Below are 19,499 nucleotides of genomic sequence, written 5' to 3' on the forward strand. Positions count from 1 at the left end.
GCCTGGCGGGAAGGCGCGCAGCGCCAAGGGTGCACCCATGAGCGACGCGCTGCCCTTGCCACACCGCGTGTCGCTGTCTACGCCGGATGGCGAGACGCTGGCGCTGCGGCGGCTGCCCGCCGCGGGCACGCCCCGCGCCGTGGTGGTCGTGGTGCACGGGCTGGGCGAGCACGCGGGGCGCTACCACGGCCTGGCCAAGCAGCTGCACGGCTGGGGCTTCGCGGTCTGGGCGCACGACCATCACGGGCACGGCGAATCCACCGGCGCGCGCGGCGGCCTGCCCAGCGAGCTGCGGCTGGTCGACGACCTGGCGCTGGTGATCGACGATGCGCGCCGCGAGAACCCCGGCGTGCCGCTGGTGCTGCTGGGCCACAGCCTGGGTGGCCTGGTCGCCGCGAGCCTGGTGGCGCGCGGCGTGCGGCAGGTCGATGCGCTGGTGCTCTCGTCGCCGGGGCTCGATCCGGGGCTGAACGGTTTCCAGAAGATGCTGCTGGCGGTGCTGCCGCGCATCGCGCCCAACCTGCGCGTGGGCAACGGGCTCGACGACAACTACCTCTCGCACGACCCGGTGGTGGTGCAGGCCTACCGCGACGATCCGCTCACGCACGACCGCATCGGCAGCCGGCTGGCGCGTTTCCTCGCGTACGAAGGCGCCACGGTGCAGCAGCACGCGGCGCGCTGGCCGGTGCCCACGCTGCTGATCTACGCGGGCGACGACCGGCTCGTGCGGCCGGCCGCCAGCCGCGCCTTCGCGGCGGCCGCTGCGCCCAGCGGCAACGTCGAGGCGAAGTGCTTCGACGCGCTGTACCACGAGCTCTTCAACGAGCTCGATGCGGAGCCCGTGTTCGACACGCTGCAGCGCTGGCTCGACCGGCGGTTTCCGGCGGCGGCTGTTCCCGCGCCCGTGGCCTGAGGCTCAGGCCTTGGCCACCGGCGCGCGCCGGCGTTGCGTCTGCGCGAGCCAGAGCAGCGCGGCGCCGGTCAGGGCCACCGGCACCAGCGAGCCGTAGTTCAACAGCTGCCAGCCCTGCGTGGTCACGAGCACGCCCGAGGCGAACGAGGTCAGCGCCAGCGTCGCGAACACGCAGAAGTTGAGCGCGCCCTGGGCCCGGTCGCGCTCCTCGGCCGTGTAGGCCGTGAGCGACAGCGTCGTGCTGCCGGTGAACAGGAAATTCCAGCCCACGCCGAGCAGGAACAGTGCCACCAGGAAGTGGTGCAGGTCCACGCCCGACAGCGCCACCACGATGCAGCCGAGGTTGAGCGCCAGCCCCACCCCCATCACCGGCAGCGCGCCGAAGCGGCGGATCAGGTGGCCGGTGAAGAAGCCCGGCGCGAACATGCCGATCACGTGCCACTCAAGCACCCGCGCCGCGTCGGAAAACGGCAGGCTGCAGATCTGCATTGCGATGGGCGTGGCGGCCATCAGCAGGTTCATCACGCCGTAGCTCAGCGCGCCCGCAGCGGCCGACACGATGAACACGGGCTGGCGCATGATCTCGCCCAGCGGCCTGCCGCCGCCGGCTTCCTTGCGAGTCGGCGAGGGCGGGAATTCGATGAAATGCATCACCGCCATCGAGAGCAGTGCCACCGCCGCCAGCGCGATGTAGGCGCCGGCGAAGGGCACGGAGAGCGCCTCGCGCGTGAAGGTCGCCAGGTTCGGCCCCGCCACCGCGCCGATCAGGCCGCCGGCCATCACCATCGACACGGCCTTCTCGCGCCAGGCCGGCAGTGCCAGCTCGGCCGCCGCGAAACGGTAGAGCCCGGCGTTGGCGTTGTAGTAGCCGGCGACCAGGGTGGCGAAGCACAGCAGCCAGAAGTTCTTCGAGAACGCCGCGTAGGCGCACAGCAGCGCCGAGCCGACCGCCACCGCCAGCCCGATCTGGAACGAACCGCGGCGGCCGAAGCGCTGCTGTGTGCGCGCCACCAGTCCCGTGCTCAACGCCCCGCCCACCACGTAGCCCATCACCGGCAGCGTGGCCATCCAGCCCTGCGGCGCGATGCCCAGGCCCACGAGACCGTTGATGGCGATGAAGGTGACGTTGTTGGTCAGGAGCAGGCCCTGGCAGATGGCCAGGAGCCACAGATTGCGATTCATGGGGCGCGGTTCTACGCGATTGGGCGGCGAAGGCAAGGCGCCGGCCAAAAAAAAGCGCCCTCGCGGGCGCCGGAATTCTGAGAATGAAATTCGCCGGGTGGCAGGTCAGGTCGGCTTGTTGCCTTGCAGCAGACCGCTGAGCGAGCCCAGCAGGTCGTCCTGGTTGCCGAGGCCTTGCTCGGGCACCTTGCCCTGCGGCGTGAGCTGGTTGATGAGGGCCGGCAGCATGGTGGCCAGCATCGGCAGCAGCATTTGTGCGTTGATGCCGAGTTTGGAAGCGATGGCGGCGATCGTGTCGCCGCCCAGCGCGTTCTGCAGCTGATCGCCCGACACCGGCTTGTTTTCACCGTTGCCGATCCACGAGCCGATCACGTCGCCCATGCCCGCCTGCTCGAATTTCGAGACCATGCCGCCGAGGCCGCCCTGCCCGCCGTTGTTGGCAAGCAGGCCGCCCAGGGCGCCGGCGAGGCTTCCGAGATCTCCCAATCCCCCGAGGCCACCGCCTTGCGGTTGCTGCTGCTGTGCAGCGCCTCCTAGCACCTGACCGAGTACCGAATCGAGCAACCCCATGACCATTCCTTGGTGTGTGACAGAAACGCTCACATTTTCCAATGTGGCGACCCGCTTGCCGAAAGTGGCGCGGCCACTTTCGAACTGGCAACGTGACAAATTACTTGCTGCGTGCTGCGCGTTTCGGCAGGAGCGCGGGGCTGACGCCCTGCACGCCGACCAGACCGAGCACGGTGACGAGCGAATTCTGCGCGCCTTTCCATGCATCTGTCACGTCAATCGACTCGGCCAGCGAGTGGAATCCGCCCGACTTGCCGCCGCCGCCGATGATGATGGCCGGGATGCCCAGCGAAATGGGAACGTTCGCATCCGTGCTGCCGCCGCGCAGCAGCGTCTTGTGGCCGAAAGCACTGTTGGCACGTGTGGCGGCCTCGACGATCACCGAGTCGGGCGCCGTGCGGCCACCCGGGCGGTCGCCGATGAGCTTGGTGCTCACGCTCAGGCTGCTCACGTTCCAGCGCTTGTTCTCTTCCGCCACGGCCTCGTCGAGCGTGGCGAGGATCTTCTTCTCGGTCTCGAGCAGCGAGGCCATGTCGTCCGAGCGGATGTCGATGGCCATGCGCGCATCGGGCGCGATGGTGTTCACCGAGGTGCCGCCGCCGACGGTGCCGACGGTGAAGGTGGTCTTGGGGAAGCTGGGCGTGCGTACCTCGGCGATCTTGGCGATGGCGCGGCCCATGCCGTGGATCGCGCTGGGCACCTGTCCGAAGGCGCCGAAGCTGTGGCCGCCCGGGCCCTTGAACGTCACTTCGTAGCGGTGGCTCGCGGTGCCGAGCACCAGCACATGGCCGTCGGGCGAGGGCTCCAGGCCAACCATGCCGTCGATGTCCAGGTGGTCGCGGAAGATGGCCTTCATGCCGCGCAGGTTGCCCAGCTCTTCCTCGCCGACGTTGGCGACGATCATCAGATCGCCCACGGTCTGGATCTTGTTGTCGTTGAGCACCTTGAGCCATGACAGCAGCACCGACAGGCCGCGCGTGTCGTCGCCGATGCCGGGCGCGAAGAGCTTGCCGTCGCGCTCCTTCACCTTGACGTCGGTGCCCGCCGGAAAGACCGTGTCCAGGTGCGCTGAAATGAGAAGCTTGGGGCCGTTGCCCGTGCCCTTGCGCAGGCCGGTCACGTTGCCTTCGGCGTCGATCTTCGCGTCGGGCAGGCCGAGTGCCTTCAGGCGCGCCAGGAAGGCTTCGGCGCGCTTCTGTTCCTTGAAGGGCGGCGCCTCGATCTCGGTCAGCGTCTTCAGTTCTTCGACCGTGCGTTCGTGGTCAGCCTTGACCGATTCCAGCAGCTTGCGGATGGCGGGCGACGCCATGAGCTGGGTGTAGGCCTGGTCGACCGCGGGGCTGACCTGCGCCGGCGTGGGCGCGACAGCCTGGCTCTGGGCGTGGACGACGGGCATGGCGCACAGCGCGGCCAGAACGAGAGGGGCGAGACGAAACGCGCGGGATGAACGAGGCATGAGGGAGCGGTCCTTCCGGGAGGCGGATTGAACAAGGAAAAGGAAGCGGCCATTGTTCCGCAGGCGCCCGGTGTGCGCCTCGCGGAAAACACCCCCCGAACCGCTCAGGCGCCGACGAGCGACACCAGCGCCGCGAGCGCCGCGGTTTCGGCGCGCAGCACCCGCGCGCCGAGCGTGGCCGGTGCGAAGCCGCGCGCGATGGCGTCCTGTTCCTCAGTGGCGCTGAGGCCGCCTTCGGGGCCGCTGAGCACGAGCGCCGGTTGCGTGGTGGGTGTCTCGGCGGCCACGGCGGAGACGGCGCGCGTGCCCTCGGCCAGGCTCAGCACGAGTCGCGTCGTTGTCGTATCTGCGGCGGCAGCACCGCCGAGCCAACCCGCGAAGGACTGCACCGGATGGATCACCGGCACGCGGTTGCGACCGCACTGCTCGCAGGCCGCAACGGCGATGGCTTCCCAGTGCGCCCGCTTCTTCTCGGCGCGTTCGCCCGACAGGCGCAGCACGCCGTGCGCCGTGGCCAGCGGCTGGATGCTGGTCACGCCGAGTTCGGTGGCCTTCTCGACCAGCCAGTCCATGCGCTCGTTGGCCGGCATGCCGACCGCGAGGTGCACGGCGCGGGCCGCTTCGCGCTCGATGGGCGTGTGGGTACCCACCGTCACCGCGACCTCGCTGCGGCCCATGCGCTCGACCGTCGCGGCGTACTCGCCGCCCGCGCCGTCGAACAGGGTGAGCGTGTCGCCGGGCTGCATGCGCAGCACCTGCACATGGCGCGCGGCGCCCGGTGGCAGCGCCAGGCTGGCGCCGGCGGTCAGCGGCACGGAGCAGTGAAAACGGGGCATGCGATGAGATCAGGAGCTGATGGCGCCCGAGGTACGGGCGCTACAGCGATTTTCTTTTTCGGCTTTTTTCAGTTTCTCTTCAGACTCGGCCGTAGGCGAAGCCGGTGACGGCCGTGGTGCCCTCGACCTGGTCGATCACGCGCAGCAGCGGCTTCAGTTCGATGTAGCGGCTGGCGGTGGCGCGGATGTAAGCGATGAAGCGAGGTGTGTCGGCCAGGTAGCGCGGCTTGCCGTCGCGCAGCGTGAGGCGCGCGAAGATGCCGGCCACCTTGAGGTGGCGCTGAAGACCCATCCATTCGACCGCGCGATAGAAGGCGCCGAAGTCCTCGTCGACCGGCAGCCCGGCCTTGCGCGCGGCGGTCCAGTAGCGGATGGTGATATCAAGCACGAACTCCTCGTCCCAGCTCAGGAAGGCGTCGCGCATCAGGCTGGCGATGTCGTACGTGATCGGGCCGTAGACGGCGTCCTGGAAGTCGAGCACGCCCAGCGGCTGGTCGGCATCGTCGCCCACCATCAGGTTGCGGGGCATGAAGTCGCGGTGCACGTAGACGCTCGGCGACGCGAGGTTGTTCTCGACGATCAGCGCGAAGGCGCGGTCCAGGCGCTCCTTCAGCTGGCCTTCCACGGCCACGCCGCGGTGCTTGCCGATGTACCACTCGGGGAAGAGCGCCAGTTCGCGCTCGAGCAGGGCCCGGTCATAGGGTGGCAGCACGCCGGGCCTGGAGGCCAGCTGCCAGCGGATCAGCGCGTCGATGGCCAGGTCGTAGAGCGGCCGGTTGGCGTCCGGGCGGGCCGGGTCGATCACGTCGAGCATGGTCTGGCGGCCCAGGTCGTCGAGCAGGAGGAAGCCGTGGTCGCGGTCCCATTCGAGCACCTGCGGCGCCGTCACGCCGGCCTCGGTCATCAGCTGCGCCACCTGCACGAAGGGGGCGCTGTTTTCCTTGTCGGGCGGCGCATCCATCACGATGCGCGTGCGGCCGTCGGTGGTGTCGAGGCGGAAGTAGCGGCGAAAGCTGGCGTCGGCCGAGGCCAGCCGGACGGTGTCCGGGCGCAGTTGCCGGGCGTCGGCAATGCCGGCCAGCCAGCCCCGGAACGCTTCGGCCCGCTGCGGATCTGTCCAGAGAATGGCCTGGGCGGGGTGTGGGGTCGTGGACGCCGGGGTCGAAGGTGCTGTCATGGATAATCAATTCTACAAATCCGCCTGGCGCGGCACCCCTGCTCGAGGTCGATCCGACCGGGCGGGGTGGCTGCCGGACCCCGCAACCCGCCGGCTTGCCGCGCCGTCCCGACGATTTTTCGTTCCGAATCGATGCCTACGACCCCACGCGCTGCCTTGCGACGTTCGAGCCCGCCGCTGCCACTGGCCGTGCTGTCGCTGGCGCTGCTGCACGCGCATGGCGCCTTTGCCCAGCAAGCCGGTGTGCTTGAGGGACCGCTCACGCTGAAGCGCACGCCGCTGCTCACCGAGACGCTGACGCCCGTGCAACGCAGCCAGCTGCCCAGCCTCGTCACCGGCGACCGCATTTCCGGTCGCCCCGACCTCGAGACCGTGGTCGAGGGCAACGCCACGCTGCGCCGCGGCCCGGTCGCCATCACGGCCGACCGCCTCGAGTACTACCAGCCGGACGACCGCGCCAAAGCCACCGGCAACGTGCGGGTCAACCAGGCCGGCAACGTGTACGAGGGCCCCGAGCTGGAGCTCAAGCTCGAGACCTTCGAGGGCTTCTTCAACAACGTGCGCTACCGCTTCCTCGCGACCGGCGGCCACGGCGAGGCGGAGCGCATCGACTTCGTCGACTCCAACGTCTCGATCGCGCGGCGCGCCAGCTACACCACCTGCCGCCGCGAAGACTTCCCCGGCTGGATGCCGGCCTGGCTGCTGACCGCCGCCACGCTGACCACCGACACCGAGGAAAACGAGGGCGTGGCCATCGATGCGCGCATGAGCTTCATGGGCATCACGACGCCGCCGATCCCGCGCGTGACCTTCCCGCTGTCCAACGAGCGCAAGAGCGGCCTGCTGCCGCCCACCATCGGGCTGGACAACACCAACGGCTTCGAGGTCGCACAGCCCTACTACTGGAACATCGCGCCCAACCGCGACGCCACCTTCACGCCCACGCTGATGAGCAAGCGCGGGCTCAACCTGGCCAGCGAATTCCGCTACCTCGAGAAGGACTACAGCGGCAGCATCCGCCTGGACCTGATGGGCAGCGACCGCCTCGTGGGCCAGCGCTACAACGAGGCGCGCGCCGAGCAGCTGCAGAAGCTGAACAACGGCGAGATCGCGCTCAAGGACCTGAACTTCGGCAAGCCGCCCGACAGCAGCAAGCGCTGGGGCCTGTGGCTCAACCACCACCACGACTTCGACGCCAAGGCTCTGGGCCTGGACTCGCTGTCCGCCAGCCTCAACATCAACCGCGTCAGCGACAACGACTACTGGCGCGACTTCACGCGCACGCCGACGCTGGCGCAGCGCCAACTGCCGAACGATGCCTCACTGAACTGGACCAAGGGCGACTGGAGCGGCGCGGTGCGCGCCCTGCGCTACCAGACGCTGCAGTACAACCTGTCGCCGGTCGTGCCCTCGTACGACCGCGTGCCGCAGATCACGGCCAACTACGCCAAGTACGACTGGCACGGTTTCGACGTCTCGCTGAACACCGACTACTCGCGTTTTCGCGTCAACAGCATCCTGGCCGGCCAGCCCGGCTTCGACCTCATCCAGCAGTCGCAGCCCGACGGCGACCGCGTGTTCGCGCAGGCGGCGATCAGCCGGCCGTTCCTCACGCCGAGCTCCTTCGTCATCCCCAAGCTGCAGCTGCACGCGACCTCGTACAACTACTACCTGCCGCAGTCGTCCATTCCGAAGGTGTCGGTCAACGGCATCGACTACGTGAACGGGATGCCGTACAACCCGAGCCAGCTGTACTTCTTCCCGACCTCGTCGAACCGCGTCGTGCCGACCTTCAGCCTGGACAGCGGCCTGGTCTTCGAGCGCGACGCCAGCTACTTCGGCCGCGCCTTCCGCCAGACGCTGGAGCCGCGCGCGTACTACGTGTACACGCCGTACCGCAACCAGAGCATGCTGCCGAACTACGATTCGGCCGCCAACGACTTCAGCTTTGCGACCATCTACACCGAGAACGCGTTCTCGGGCGCGGACCGCATCTCGGACACCAACGCGCTCACGCTGGGCGTCACGTCCCGCCTGATCGACCCGGGCACCGGCGTCGAAGCCGTGCGCTTCGGCATCGCGCAGCGCTTCCGTTTCGCCGACCAGAAGGTCACGCTGCCGGGCGTCGCGCCGGTCACCGACCGCACCAGCGATCTGCTGCTGGGCGCCCAGATCAACTGGACGCCCAAGTGGAGCCTGGACACGCTGCTCCAGTACAACCCCGATTCGCGCCGTTCCACGCGCAGCGCGATCAGCGCGCGCTACAACCCGGGCCCGTACCGCAACCTCAGCGCCGCCTTCCGCTACCAGGCGCCGAGCACGCCCACGGCCACCGACGGCAACAAGTCGATCGACTTCGGCTGGCAATGGCCGCTCAACGACCTGTGGGGCGACAAGGGCAAGGACCTCGGGCCGGGCAAGGGCGAAGGCGGTGGACGCTGGTACGCCGTGGGTCGCTTGAACTACAGCCTGCAGGACAAGAAGCTCACGGACGGCGTGCTCGGGGTCGAGTACGACGGCTGCTGCTGGATCAGCCGTGTGGTGCTGCAGCGCATCACCACCGGCCAGGTGACGGCCAACACCCGCATCATGTTCCAGCTCGAATTCGTCGGGTTCTCCAGCATCGGATCGAGTCCGATGCAGGCGCTGCGACAGAACATCCAGCGCTACCAGCCGCTGCGTCAACCGACCGAAGCGCCGAGCCGCTTCACCAATTACGACTGAAACGACGACCGTTCACGCCATGAAACACATCCGTTCCCTCATCACCCTGGGTTGCCTTGCGGCCATCGCCGCAACGGCCGGCGCACAGGGCTTTCGTTCCGGCAGCGGCATCACGGACATCATGCGTGCCGGTCCCCGGATCGTGCCGCCGGCGGCGCGCCCGGCCGGTCCCGCGGCGGCGCCGGTGCAGCGCGCGGCCGAGTACATCGTGGCGCTGGTCAACTCCGAGCCCATCACCAACACCGAGGTGCAGTCGCGTGTCACGCGCCTGATCCGCGAGAACCCGGACGCCGAGCGCGTGCCGCGCGCCGAGCTCACGCGCCTTGTGCTGGAGCGCCTGATCACCGAGCGTGCGCAGCTGCAGCTGGCGAAGGAAAACGGCATCAAGGTCGATGACGTGGCGATCGACCAGGCCGAGCAGACCGTGGCCCGCCAGAACGAGATCAGCCTCACCGAACTGCGCAGCCGCGTCGCGGCCGAAGGCATCTCGCCGCGCGAATTCCGCAACGACCTGCGCGACCAGCTGCTGCTCACGCGCCTGCGCGACCGCGAGGTCGAGTCCAAGGTCAAGATCAGCGACACCGAGGCCGACGAGTACCTGCGCGACCAGCGCGAGAGCGCCGTCAAGAACAACGCCCTGCTCAACCTCAACATCGCCCAGCTGCTGGTGGCCGTGCCCGAGAACGCCACCGAGGCGCAGGTCGCGACCGCACAGAAGAAGGCCACCGACCTCGCACAGCGCGCGCGCAGCGGCGAAGACTTCGCCAAGCTGGTGCGCGAAAACTCCGATTCGCCCGACCGCGCCAACGGCGGCGCGCTCGGCCTGCGCAGCGCCGACCGCTACCCGCCGGTGTTCGTCGAGGCCACGCAATCGACCGCGGTGAACGGCATCGCCGGGCCCGTGCGCTCGGGCGCCGGCTTCCACGTGCTCAAGGTGCTGACCAAGGCGCAGGTGGGCTCGTCGGATGCGTCCATCACCCAGACCCAGGTGCGCCACATCCTGCTGCTGAACGACCCCAAGCGCACGACCGCGCAGGCGGTGGCCCAGCTGCAGGAATTCAAGCGCCGCGTGCAGGCCGGCACCGCCGACTTCGCCGGCCTGGCGCGCGACAACTCGCAGGACGCGAGCGCCAAGGAAGGCGGCGACCTCGGCTGGTCGCGCCCCGGCCAGTTCGTGCCCGAGTTCGAGGAAGCCATGGACCGGCTCACGCCGGGCCAGATCAGCGACCCCGTGGTGTCGCGCTTCGGCGTCCACCTGATCCAGGTGGTCGGCCGCCGCGAAGCCAAGCTGAGCCAGTCGGAGCAGCGCGAAGCCGCGCGTGCCGCGCTGCGCGAACAGCGCGTCGAAGAAGCCTTCACCACCTGGGTGCAGGAAGTGCGCGCGCGCGCTTACGTCGAATACCGCGAGACGCCGCAGTCCTGATGGCCGCGGCAGCGTCTTAGGTCGCGATGGCACAGCACATTGCAAGAAAGCGGTTCGGACAGCACTTCCTGTCCGACGGCGGGATCATCGACGGGATCGTGCAGGCGATCGCGCCGCAGCCCGGCGATGCGATGGTCGAGATCGGGCCGGGGCTGGCGGCGCTCACGCAGCCGCTGGTCGAGCGGCTCGGCCGCCTGACGGTCATCGAGCTCGACCGCGACCTGGCCAAGCGGCTGCGCGAGCATCCGCAGCTGGACGTCATCGAGTCGGATGTGCTCAAGGTCGACTTCGCCGAACTCGCCGCCAAGGCCGAACCGAAACCGCTGCGCGTGGTGGGCAACCTGCCTTACAACATCTCGACGCCGATCCTGTTCCACCTGCTGGGCTATGCCCACCTGATCGCCGACCAGCACTTCATGCTGCAAAAGGAAGTGATCGACCGCATGGTGGCCCGGCCCGCCACGTCGGACTACAGCCGCCTGAGCGTGATGCTGCAGTGGCGCTACGACATGGAGAACGTGCTGTTCGTGCCGCCCGAGAGCTTCGACCCGCCCCCGCGTGTCGACAGCGCCGTGGTGCGCATGGTGCCGCTCGCGCAGCCGCCGGCGGTCGATGCGGCGCGGCTCGGCGAGATCGTGCAGGTGGCCTTCAGCCAGCGCCGCAAGATCCTGCGGCACACGCTGGGCAAGTGGCTGGGGGAGCACGGCTTCACCGGCGAGTTCGACATCCAGCGCCGGGCCGAGGAGGTGCCGGTGGCCGAATACGTTGCACTGGCCCAGGCCGTTCCCCCATGAAAAAAGCCCGTCGATGACGGGCTTTTTTTTGTGGCGGCGAGCGGTTGCAGTTACGCAGCTGCCAGCCAGTACCCCGCGTTGAAGGGGCTGCTCATGCGCAGCGCCAGGGGCGACACGTCGACGAGCTTGTCGGTCGGCATTTTCTCGCCGGCCGGCTCGGTGCTGGCGGCGGGCGTGGCCGCGGCGGCTGCCGTGGCGGTGGTGTTGACTTCGATGCCATCGAGGGTTTCAGCGGTGGGCTGAGCCTCGTTCGCCCGTTCTGCTTGGCTGGTGGATGCAGAACGGGCTACAGAAAAGAATAGAAGCAGCGGAACGGGACCTTGCGATCGCCCCAGTAGTCCGAAGCGTCGCGGAAGATGTCGAGCAGTTGCTCACGCGCTTCCTTGTCGAACTTGGCGTTGGCCGGGATTTGTTCGAGCACGATGACGAAACCAGGCTGCGGGCCCGATTTATGCAACGGGTCGGTCATGCAGTCGTACAGCGCGTCGAAGTTCTTGCCGAAGTGCGCCGGGAAGGTGAACTGCTGGGCAATCAGGTCGAGCACGTCCTGCTTGGTCTGGGCGTTGCCCAGGTTGGCGTACAGGAAGTGCTGGCCGGCCGCGTTGGCGGCATCCTGCAGGTCGTTCACGCGGAACGCGCGGATCGATTGCACGATGTTCGGGCGTACGGCTCGAAGGGATAAGGTCATATCCGCTGGTCTTTCCATAGTCATCATCATCTCGTCGGGGCGCTTCGGGGCGCCGCTCAGGTCGTTGTCATCGCTCATGGCGCAATCCGTCTGAAACTCGCATAGTGGTCCGCCGTGTACCAGCAGGCTTCGGGCGCCGTGCGCTGCTCGCCACCGCAAACGATCCGCCGGGCACCGCGGTTGCGCGCGCCGGGCGTTGGCACCGTGTACTCGCGGTAATGCCCGCGGCGTGCCGCTGGCAGGATGCGTTCGCGATTGCCGAATACCGTGCCGTCTTTGTCGTACCGGAAGGGGCCACCGTCAAGGATGGCCTGGTAGGTTCGCTGGCCCTGGACCGGCAGATCGGTCAGGGCAATCGATGCCTCGGAGGACGTTTTGTCGGCGCCGAACCATCCGCGGGCCTCGGCCCCCGTCGTCAGTGCCACCAGCATCAAGCTGGTGAGCGCAAACTTAGTGACAGAGGACGTGATCGAGGCGTAAGCCGCCATGGGGCACCACAAGAAAAGAGCGGGGGGTTTGAATTGCGCTCAACCTCGGGGTTAACCCGCAAATTCAAGCCCGCGAGTGTGCACCACGCTGGCGAAAATAGCAAGCGACTGCCCAAAGTTTGAGCAGTCGCGGGGGCAGAAGGCGACGCCTTAAGTTGGCGTCCACTCTCGCCAAATGGCCTATCTCTCGGCGTTTGCGTCGGCCACTGTCAAGGCTGTCATGTTCACGATGCGGCGAACAGTCGCGCTCGCCGTGAGAATGTGCACAGGTTTGGCCGCGCCGAGCAGAACCGGGCCGATGGCGATGTTGCCGCCGGCCGCGGTCTTGAGCAGGTTGTAAGAAATGTTGGCGGCGTCGATGTTGGGGAACACCAGCAGGTTGGCGTCGCCCGCGAGCGCGCTGTGCGGCATGACGACCGCGCGCTGCTTGCTGTCCAGGGCCACGTCGCCGTGCATTTCGCCGTCCACCTCGAGCCAGGGCGCCTGTACGCGCAGCAGGTCGAGCGTCTTGCGCATCTTGACGGCGCTGGGCTCGTTGCTGGTGCCGAAGTTGGAGTGCGACAGCAGCGCGGCCTTCGGCTTGAGGCCGAAACGCATCATTTCCTCGGCCGCCATGGTCGTGATCTCGGCCAGCTCTTCGGGCGTCGGGTCGTAGTTGACGTGCGTGTCGACCAGGAACACCTGGCGGTCGGGCAGCAGCAGGCCGTTCATGCAGGCGTACACGGGCACGTCCTGCGGGGTGCTGGCGCAGCCGCCGGGGCGCTTGCCGATCACCTGGTCGATGTAGTGCAGGTGGATCAGCGTGGTGCCCCAGGTGCCGCAGATCATGCCGTCGACCTCGCCCTTGTGCAGCAGCATCGCGCCGATCAGCGTGAGGCGCCGGCGCATCTCGATCTTGGCGGTCTGCACCGTCTGGCCCTTGCGCTCGGTCATGCGGTGGTAGGTCTGCCAGAAGTCGCGGTAGCGGTGGTCCTGCTCGACGTTGACGACGTCGTAGTCGAGCTCTTCCTTCAGGCGCAGGCCGAATTTCTCGATGCGCTGGGCGATGATGGCCGGACGGCCAATGAGCGTCGGGCGCGCCAGGCCTTCGTCCACCACGATCTGCGCGGCGCGCAGCACGCGCTCTTCCTCGCCTTCGCAGTAGGCCACGCGCTTCTTCGGTGCGCGCTTGGCGGCGTCGAAGATCGGCTTCATGGTGGTGCCCGAGGCGTAGACGAAGCTCTGCAGCTTGTCGCGGTAGGCGTCCAGGTCCTTGATCGGGCGCAGCGCCACGCCGCTTTCCTCGGCCGCCTTGGCCACGGCCGGCGCGATCTTCATCATCAGGCGCGGGTCGAAGGGCTTCGGAATCAGGTATTCGGGGCCGAAGCTCAGCTTTTCACCGGCGTAGGCGGCGGCCACACGCTCGCTCTGCTCGGCCTGGGCCAGCTCGGCGATGGCGTGCACCGCGGCAATCTCCATCTCGTCGGTGATGGTGGTCGCGCCCGAATCGAGCGCGCCGCGGAAGATGTACGGGAAGCACAGGACGTTGTTGACCTGGTTCGGGTAGTCGGTGCGGCCCGTGGCCATGATCACGTCGTTACGCACCGCATGGGCGTCCTCGGGCGCGATCTCGGGATTCGGGTTGGCCAGCGCGAAGATCACCGGTTTGGGCGCCATCTTCGCGACCATGTCAGGCTTGAGCACGCCGCCGGCCGACAGGCCGAGGAACACATCGGCGCCGGCGATCACTTCCGACAGCTTGCGCATGTCGGTTTTCTGCATGTATTGGCGCTTGTCGTCGTCCATCAGCTCTTCGCGGCCTTCGTAGACCACGCCGGCCAGGTCGGTGACGAACACGTTTTCGCGCTTCAGGCCCACCTTGAGCAGCAGGTTCAGGCAGGCCAGCGCCGCGGCGCCCGCGCCCGAGGTGACCAGCTTCACTTCGGCGATGTTCTTGCCGGCCACCTTCAGGCCGTTCAGCATGGCGGCCGCCACGGTGATGGCCGTGCCGTGCTGGTCGTCGTGGAACACCGGGATCTTCATGCGCTTGCGCAGCTCGCGCTCGACGTAGAAGCAGTCCGGGGCCTTGATGTCTTCCAGGTTGATGGCGCCGAAGGTGGGCTCCAGCGAGGCGATGATCTCGACCAGCTTGACCGGGTCCTTCTCGTCGATCTCGATGTCGAACACGTCGACGCCGGCGAATTTCTTGAAGAGAACGCCCTTGCCTTCCATCACCGGCTTGGAGGCCAGCGGGCCGATGTCGCCCAGGCCCAGCACGGCGGTGCCGTTGGAAATGACACCCACGAGGTTGCCGCGCGAGGTGTACTTGAAGGCGTTGGCCGGGTCCTTGACGATTTCCTCGCAGGGCGCGGCCACGCCGGGCGAGTAGGCCAGCGACAGGTCGCGCTGGTTGACCATCTGCTTGGTCGCCGCGATGGCGATCTTGCCGGGGACGGGAAACTCGTGGTACTCGAGGGCGGCACGGCGCAACAGGGCGCGCTTGTCTTCCGGGGTGGGGGTCGAAGGGGACGATGCGGTCGAATCGGACATGTGCCGTTGCTCCTGGTGGCGCTTCTTCTGGGGGCGCCGATTGTAGACCTCGGTCCATACCGCCCTACGCCGCATGGCCGGTGGCAGGCATGACCAAAAGCACGGGGCACCGTCAAGGCCCTGTGGCAATATGTGTGGCTGGGACACAAACCGACAACATCTCGAGAGGAACGACCATGGCCCTGATGGATTTCATCAAGAAACAGTTCATCGACATCATCCAGTGGACCGAGTCCGGCGATGGCACGCTGGCCTGGCGTTTCCCGATGGCCGAGATGGAAATCCAGAACGGCGCCTCGCTCACCGTGCGCGAGTCGCAGATGGCGGTGTTCGTCAACGAAGGCCAGGTGGCCGACGTGTTCGGCCCGGGCATGTACAAGCTCACGACGCAGACGCTGCCCGTGCTCACGTACCTGAAGAACTGGGACAAGCTCTTCGAATCCCCCTTCAAGAGCGACGTCTATTTCTTCAGCACCCGCCAGCAGGTCGACCAGAAGTGGGGCACGCCCCAGCCGATCACGATCCGCGACAAGGACTTCGGCGCCGTGCGCCTGCGCGCCTTCGGCAACTACAGCTTCCGCATCGGCGACCCGAAGCTGTTCCACACCGAAATCTCCGGCACGCGCGACATCTACTCCGTGGCCGACCTCGACGGCCAGCTGCGCGGCCTGGTGCTGCAGAACATCAGCAACGCCATCGCCTCCAGCGGCCTGCCCTTCCTCGACCTGGCGGCCAACCAGATCCAGTTCGCGACCGCGCTGGCCACCCAGCTGGTGCCCGAGTTCGAAAAGATCGGCATCAAGCTCGAGAACATCACGGTCCAGAACGTCTCGCTGCCTGAAGAGCTGCAGAAGATCCTCGACCAGAAGATCGGCATGGGCATGGTCGGCAACGACATGGGCAAGTTCATGCAGTACCAGACGGCGCAGGCCATTCCCAAGTTCGCCGAAGGCGCAGCCGGTGGCGGCGGCATCGCGGGCGACGCGATGGGCTTGGGCGCCGGTGTGGCGCTCGGCCAGGTGCTGGCGCAGAACCTCGCACAGGGCCTGAGCCCCAATGCGGCAGCCCAGGCCGCGGCCACAACGCAGCAGCCGGCCGTGGCCGTGGTGAGCGCCGCCGACGTGATGACCACGCTCGAGAAGCTCGGCGAACTCAAGACCAAGGGCATCCTCACGCAAGAAGAGTTCGACGCCAAGAAGGCCGAACTGCTGAAAAAGCTCGTCTGATTCGTCGCAATGTTTTCGATAGCGACTGACGCCCGCCCAGCGGGCGTCAGAGGCCTTTTGGGCTTGAATCATTCGTGGCCGGCCGCGCCATCGCACCCGGTGCGCCATGGCTGAGGAAACCGGCTCCCAACGCTACTACCGCGCGCCCTGCCCCGGCTGCGGCGCGCCGGTCGAATTCCGCTCGGCGCAATCGACGCACGCGGTCTGTCCCTATTGCCAGAGCACCGTCGTGCGCCAGGGCGACACGCTCGCGCGCACCGGCAAGATGGCCGAGCTGTTCGACGACTTCAGCCCGCTGCAGCTGTTCGCCGCCGGCCGCATCCAGGACAAGCCCTTCACGCTGATCGGCCGCCTGCAGTACACCTACCCCGGCGGGCGCTGGACCGAGTGGATCGCCGCGCTCGACGGCGACCGCACCGGCGTCCTCAGCGAGGACAACGGCGCCTACGTCTTTGCGCTGCCTTTCGACCTGCAGCGCGCCGCGCCGCCGCCGGGCGACCTGCGCGTGGGCGCCACCACCGCCTTCGCCGGCCAGAGCTACACCGTCGCCTCCAACGAACAGGTGGCGCTGACCTCCGCGCAGGGCGAGTTGCCGCACCTGCCCGAGCTCGGCCAAGCGTTCGCGATGGTCGAACTGCGCAACGACAAGGGGCTGGTGCTCAGCATCGACTACGGCACCGCCCCGCCCACCGCGTACCTCGGCCGCTCGGTGCAGCTGGACGACCTGCAGCTCACTGGCCTGCGCGACGAATCCGCGAAGGACGAGAAGGGCCGCAGCTTCAACTGCCCGAATTGCGGCTCGCCCGTCACGGTCAACCTGGCCGACAGCAAGAGCATCACCTGTGGCTCGTGCAACAGCATCATCGACCTGTCGCAAGGCATCGGCGGCGAGCTCAAGCACGCCGAGCAGAACGAGCCGGTGCGCCCGCTCATCGCGCTGGGCAGCGTAGGCCAGCTGCAGGGCGCGCAGTGGCAGGTGGTGGGCTTCCAGCACCGCATGGGCCAGGAGCCCGGCGACGACGAGCAGTTCGGCTGGGACGAGTACCTGCTGTACAACAAGAAGCGCGGCTTCAGCTTCCTGGTCGATGCCGAAGACGGCTGGAGCATGGTCAAGCCGACCACCGGCGCGCCCGTGATGGCCGAGAACGGCAACACCGCCACCTACCTCAACAAGCGCTACCAGCAGCAGTACGCCTACAACGCCGAGACCACCTACGTGGCCGGCGAGTTCTACTGGCAGGTCGAGCGCGGGCAGAAAACCTTCAACCGCGACTTCGCCAGCGGCGGCGCGCTGCTCTCGATGGAACGCTCGGCCAACGAGCTGACGTGGTCCTCGGGCAGCAAGATCGACAGCGGCGCGGTGGCCACGGCCTTCAAGCTCGACGCCAAGAAGGACCTGTTCTCGCGCGGCGACGCGCTGCCTGTGAGCGCCGCGTCGGGCATGGGCTGCGGCACGATCATCCTCGTCATCGTGGTCATCCTCTTTGTCCTGATCATGATGAGCAACTGCAGCGGCGGCTCCTCGAGCGGGTACCGCAGCTCGGGCGGTTCGTACGGCGGCTACTCGAGCGGCGGCGGCCACAAATGACGAAGATCGCGCGCAGGCGCTCTCTTGTTTCTCTCTTTATTGCTACGACTGGAGGTCCCCATGGGAATTGAATGGCTGAAACCGGGCGTGGTCCTCGGATCGCTCGTGTATGCGCTGATCGGCGTGGTGGTCTTCTGGATCTGCTTTCTGATCATCGACAAGATCACCCCCTATGACCTGTGGGGCGAGATCGTCGAGAAGCAGAACAGGGCGCTGGCTCTCGTCGTGGCCGCCATGTGCCTGGGCATCAGCGTCATCGTGGCCGCAGCAATCCATTGAGCGACGCGGCCCTGCCCGCGCGCACCCCGGATGCGCGGGGGCCGCAACCCGTGGAGATCGCGCTGCTCGCCAGCGTGTTCGTCGTCGCGGCCTGCGGCCTCGTCTACGAACTGAGCGCGGCCGCGCTGAGCTCCTACCTGCTCGGCGACTCGGTGCTGCAGTTCAGCACCATCATCGGCACCTACCTGTTCGCCATGGGCGTCGGCTCGTGGCTCTCGCGCTACTTCGACCGGCAGCTGCCGGCGCACTTCCTTCGCATCGAACTGCTCGTGGCGCTGATCGGCGGCGCGCTGCCGGCGATCCTGTTCCTGGCCAACGCCTACGTGCCGGGCGCGTTCCGGCTGCTGCTGTACGGCCTCGTGGTGGTGGTGGGCACGCTGGTGGGGCTCGAGATTCCGCTGGTGATGCGCATCCTCAAGCGCAACATCGTGCTCAAGGACCTCGTGTCGCAGGTGCTGACCTTCGACTACCTGGGCGCGCTTGCCGTGTCGGTCGCGTTCCCGCTGATCCTCGTGCCGCAGCTGGGCATGATCCGCACCGGCCTGCTGTTCGGGGTGATGAACGCCGCGGTGGCCGTGTGGGCGCTGTGGCTGTTCCGCCATGAGCTGCGCCGCGCCGGCGCGCACGCGGTGGCCTGCTTCCTGACGCTGGCCGCGCTCATCGGCGCCTTCTGGGGCGCCGACCACATCACCACGCTGGCGGAAGACAAGTTCTACCAGGACCGCATCGTCTTCAGCGCCAGCTCGCCCTACCAGCGCATCGTGGTCACGCGCGGCGCGCTGGGCCACCGGCTGTTCCTCAACGGCAACCTGCAGTTCGCCGAGCGCGACGAGTACCGCTACCACGAGGCGCTGGTGCACCCCGCGATGGCCGCGCACGGCGCGCCCAAGAAAGTCGCCGTGCTCGGCGGCGGCGACGGCATGGCGGTGCGCGAAGTTCTCAAGTACCCGTCGGTCGAGTCGGTCACGCTGGTGGAGCTCGATCCGAACATGACGCAGCTCTTCACCACGCACGAGACGCTGGCCGCGCTCAACGGGCACGCGTTGTCGTCGCCGAAGGTGAAGGTCGTCAACACCGACGCGTTCCAGTGGCTGCAGCAGGAGGGCGACACCTTCGACGTCATCGTGGTCGACTTTCCCGATCCGACCAACTTCGCCATCGGCAAGCTCTACACCAACAGCTTCTACGCGCTGCTCGACCGGCGCCTGTCGGCCAGCGGCTACGCCGTGATCCAGACCACCTCGCCGCTGGTGGCGCGCAAGAGCTACTGGACCGTGGCAAGCACGATCGAGTCGGTCGGCCTGAAGGCCACGCCGTACCACGCGCACGTGCCCAGCTTCGGCGAGTGGGGCTACATCATCGCGAGCCACCGGCCCTACCGGCAGCCCGACGCGCTGCCGGGCGGCATGCGCTTTCTCACGCCGGCGACGCTGCCTTTGATGTTCGACTTTCCGCTCGACATGGCACGCGTGCCGACCGAAGTGAACCGCCTGTCGAACCAGACCCTTGTCACCACCTACGAACAGGAGTGGGGCAAGGTCATGGCGCACTGATATGGCTCGCCCCCAGGCTGCGCGCACTTCGTGTCGCTTCGCCAACCCCCTGCCGGGGGCAACACCTGCGGCC

The 19,499-nt window shown here is 67.6% G+C and carries 16 protein-coding genes; 8 read left to right on the top strand and 8 right to left on the bottom strand.

Going from position 1 to position 19,499, the window contains the following annotated elements:
• The first annotated feature begins 37 nt into the window (after window positions 1-37).
• Window positions 38-913: an alpha/beta hydrolase gene (locus AC07SQ_RS19965; protein ID WP_495272619.1), complete on the top strand. Its 876-nt coding sequence runs from the start codon at window positions 38-40 to the stop codon at window positions 911-913.
• 3 nt (window positions 914-916) lie between these two features.
• Here the strand turns inward: AC07SQ_RS19965 and AC07SQ_RS19970 are convergent, their stop codons facing one another.
• The 5 genes from AC07SQ_RS19970 to AC07SQ_RS19990 form a co-directional block, all read right to left on the bottom strand.
• A complete protein-coding gene (locus AC07SQ_RS19970; RefSeq protein ID WP_495272620.1) occupies window positions 917-2,095 on the bottom strand; it encodes an MFS transporter in 1,179 nt (392 codons plus the stop codon).
• Window positions 2,096-2,200: 105 nt separating this feature from the next.
• Window positions 2,201-2,665 (bottom strand): YidB family protein, encoded by a 465-nt coding sequence (locus AC07SQ_RS19975; protein ID WP_095948391.1) that lies wholly within the window; start codon window positions 2,663-2,665, stop codon window positions 2,201-2,203.
• Window positions 2,666-2,765: 100 nt separating this feature from the next.
• Window positions 2,766-4,121: a M20/M25/M40 family metallo-hydrolase gene (locus AC07SQ_RS19980; RefSeq protein ID WP_495272621.1), complete on the bottom strand. Its 1,356-nt coding sequence runs from the start codon at window positions 4,119-4,121 to the stop codon at window positions 2,766-2,768.
• A gap of 104 nt (window positions 4,122-4,225) precedes the next feature.
• Window positions 4,226-4,957, bottom strand: a complete 732-nt coding sequence (locus AC07SQ_RS19985) for a 16S rRNA (uracil(1498)-N(3))-methyltransferase (protein ID WP_495272622.1) — start codon at window positions 4,955-4,957, stop codon at window positions 4,226-4,228.
• Window positions 4,958-5,036: 79 nt separating this feature from the next.
• Window positions 5,037-6,134 carry an aminoglycoside phosphotransferase family protein gene (locus AC07SQ_RS19990; RefSeq protein WP_495272623.1) on the bottom strand — a complete coding sequence of 366 codons (1,098 nt, stop codon included), beginning with the start codon at window positions 6,132-6,134 and terminating at the stop codon, window positions 5,037-5,039.
• Between the two features lie 132 nt (window positions 6,135-6,266).
• Between AC07SQ_RS19990 and AC07SQ_RS19995 the strand changes: the two genes are divergently transcribed.
• From AC07SQ_RS19995 to rsmA, 3 genes are read left to right on the top strand one after another with little or no spacing between them, the layout of a single operon-like run.
• Window positions 6,267-8,858: an LPS-assembly protein LptD gene (locus AC07SQ_RS19995; RefSeq protein ID WP_159274211.1), complete on the top strand. Its 2,592-nt coding sequence runs from the start codon at window positions 6,267-6,269 to the stop codon at window positions 8,856-8,858.
• A 19-nt stretch (window positions 8,859-8,877) separates the two neighbouring features.
• On the top strand, window positions 8,878-10,281 hold the full coding sequence (locus AC07SQ_RS20000) for a peptidylprolyl isomerase (RefSeq protein WP_062473582.1): 1,404 nt from the start codon (window positions 8,878-8,880) through the stop codon (window positions 10,279-10,281).
• Between the two features lie 26 nt (window positions 10,282-10,307).
• Window positions 10,308-11,075, top strand: a complete 768-nt coding sequence (gene rsmA, locus AC07SQ_RS20005; RefSeq protein ID WP_139702942.1) for a 16S rRNA (adenine(1518)-N(6)/adenine(1519)-N(6))-dimethyltransferase RsmA — start codon at window positions 10,308-10,310, stop codon at window positions 11,073-11,075.
• 286 nt (window positions 11,076-11,361) lie between these two features.
• Here the strand turns inward: rsmA and AC07SQ_RS20010 are convergent, their stop codons facing one another.
• The 3 genes from AC07SQ_RS20010 to AC07SQ_RS20020 form a co-directional block, all read right to left on the bottom strand.
• Window positions 11,362-11,787: a barstar family protein gene (locus tag AC07SQ_RS20010; RefSeq protein WP_095747788.1), complete on the bottom strand. Its 426-nt coding sequence runs from the start codon at window positions 11,785-11,787 to the stop codon at window positions 11,362-11,364.
• A 50-nt stretch (window positions 11,788-11,837) separates the two neighbouring features.
• On the bottom strand, window positions 11,838-12,251 hold the full coding sequence (locus AC07SQ_RS20015) for a guanyl-specific ribonuclease (RefSeq protein ID WP_056574987.1): 414 nt from the start codon (window positions 12,249-12,251) through the stop codon (window positions 11,838-11,840).
• A gap of 180 nt (window positions 12,252-12,431) precedes the next feature.
• Entirely contained in the window at window positions 12,432-14,780 is a 2,349-nt protein-coding gene (locus AC07SQ_RS20020) for an NADP-dependent malic enzyme (protein ID WP_070063343.1), read from the bottom strand.
• Between the two features lie 176 nt (window positions 14,781-14,956).
• Between AC07SQ_RS20020 and AC07SQ_RS20025 the strand changes: the two genes are divergently transcribed.
• The 4 genes from AC07SQ_RS20025 to AC07SQ_RS20040 all read left to right on the top strand — a co-directional run bounded on the left by AC07SQ_RS20025 (window position 14,957) and on the right by AC07SQ_RS20040 (window position 19,426).
• Window positions 14,957-16,006 carry an SPFH domain-containing protein gene (locus AC07SQ_RS20025; protein WP_101490731.1) on the top strand — a complete coding sequence of 350 codons (1,050 nt, stop codon included), beginning with the start codon at window positions 14,957-14,959 and terminating at the stop codon, window positions 16,004-16,006.
• Between the two features lie 106 nt (window positions 16,007-16,112).
• Entirely contained in the window at window positions 16,113-17,594 is a 1,482-nt protein-coding gene (locus tag AC07SQ_RS20030) for a DUF4178 domain-containing protein (protein WP_495272624.1), read from the top strand.
• Between the two features lie 60 nt (window positions 17,595-17,654).
• Window positions 17,655-17,873 (top strand): DUF350 domain-containing protein, encoded by a 219-nt coding sequence (locus tag AC07SQ_RS20035; protein WP_062473571.1) that lies wholly within the window; start codon window positions 17,655-17,657, stop codon window positions 17,871-17,873.
• On the top strand, window positions 17,870-19,426 hold the full coding sequence (locus AC07SQ_RS20040) for a polyamine aminopropyltransferase (RefSeq protein WP_492730114.1): 1,557 nt from the start codon (window positions 17,870-17,872) through the stop codon (window positions 19,424-19,426). Before AC07SQ_RS20035 ends, AC07SQ_RS20040 begins: the two co-directional genes overlap by 4 nt.
• The last annotated feature ends 73 nt before the right edge of the window (window positions 19,427-19,499 follow it).

This window comes from Variovorax sp. GW821-FHT06D12, assembly GCF_059419205.1.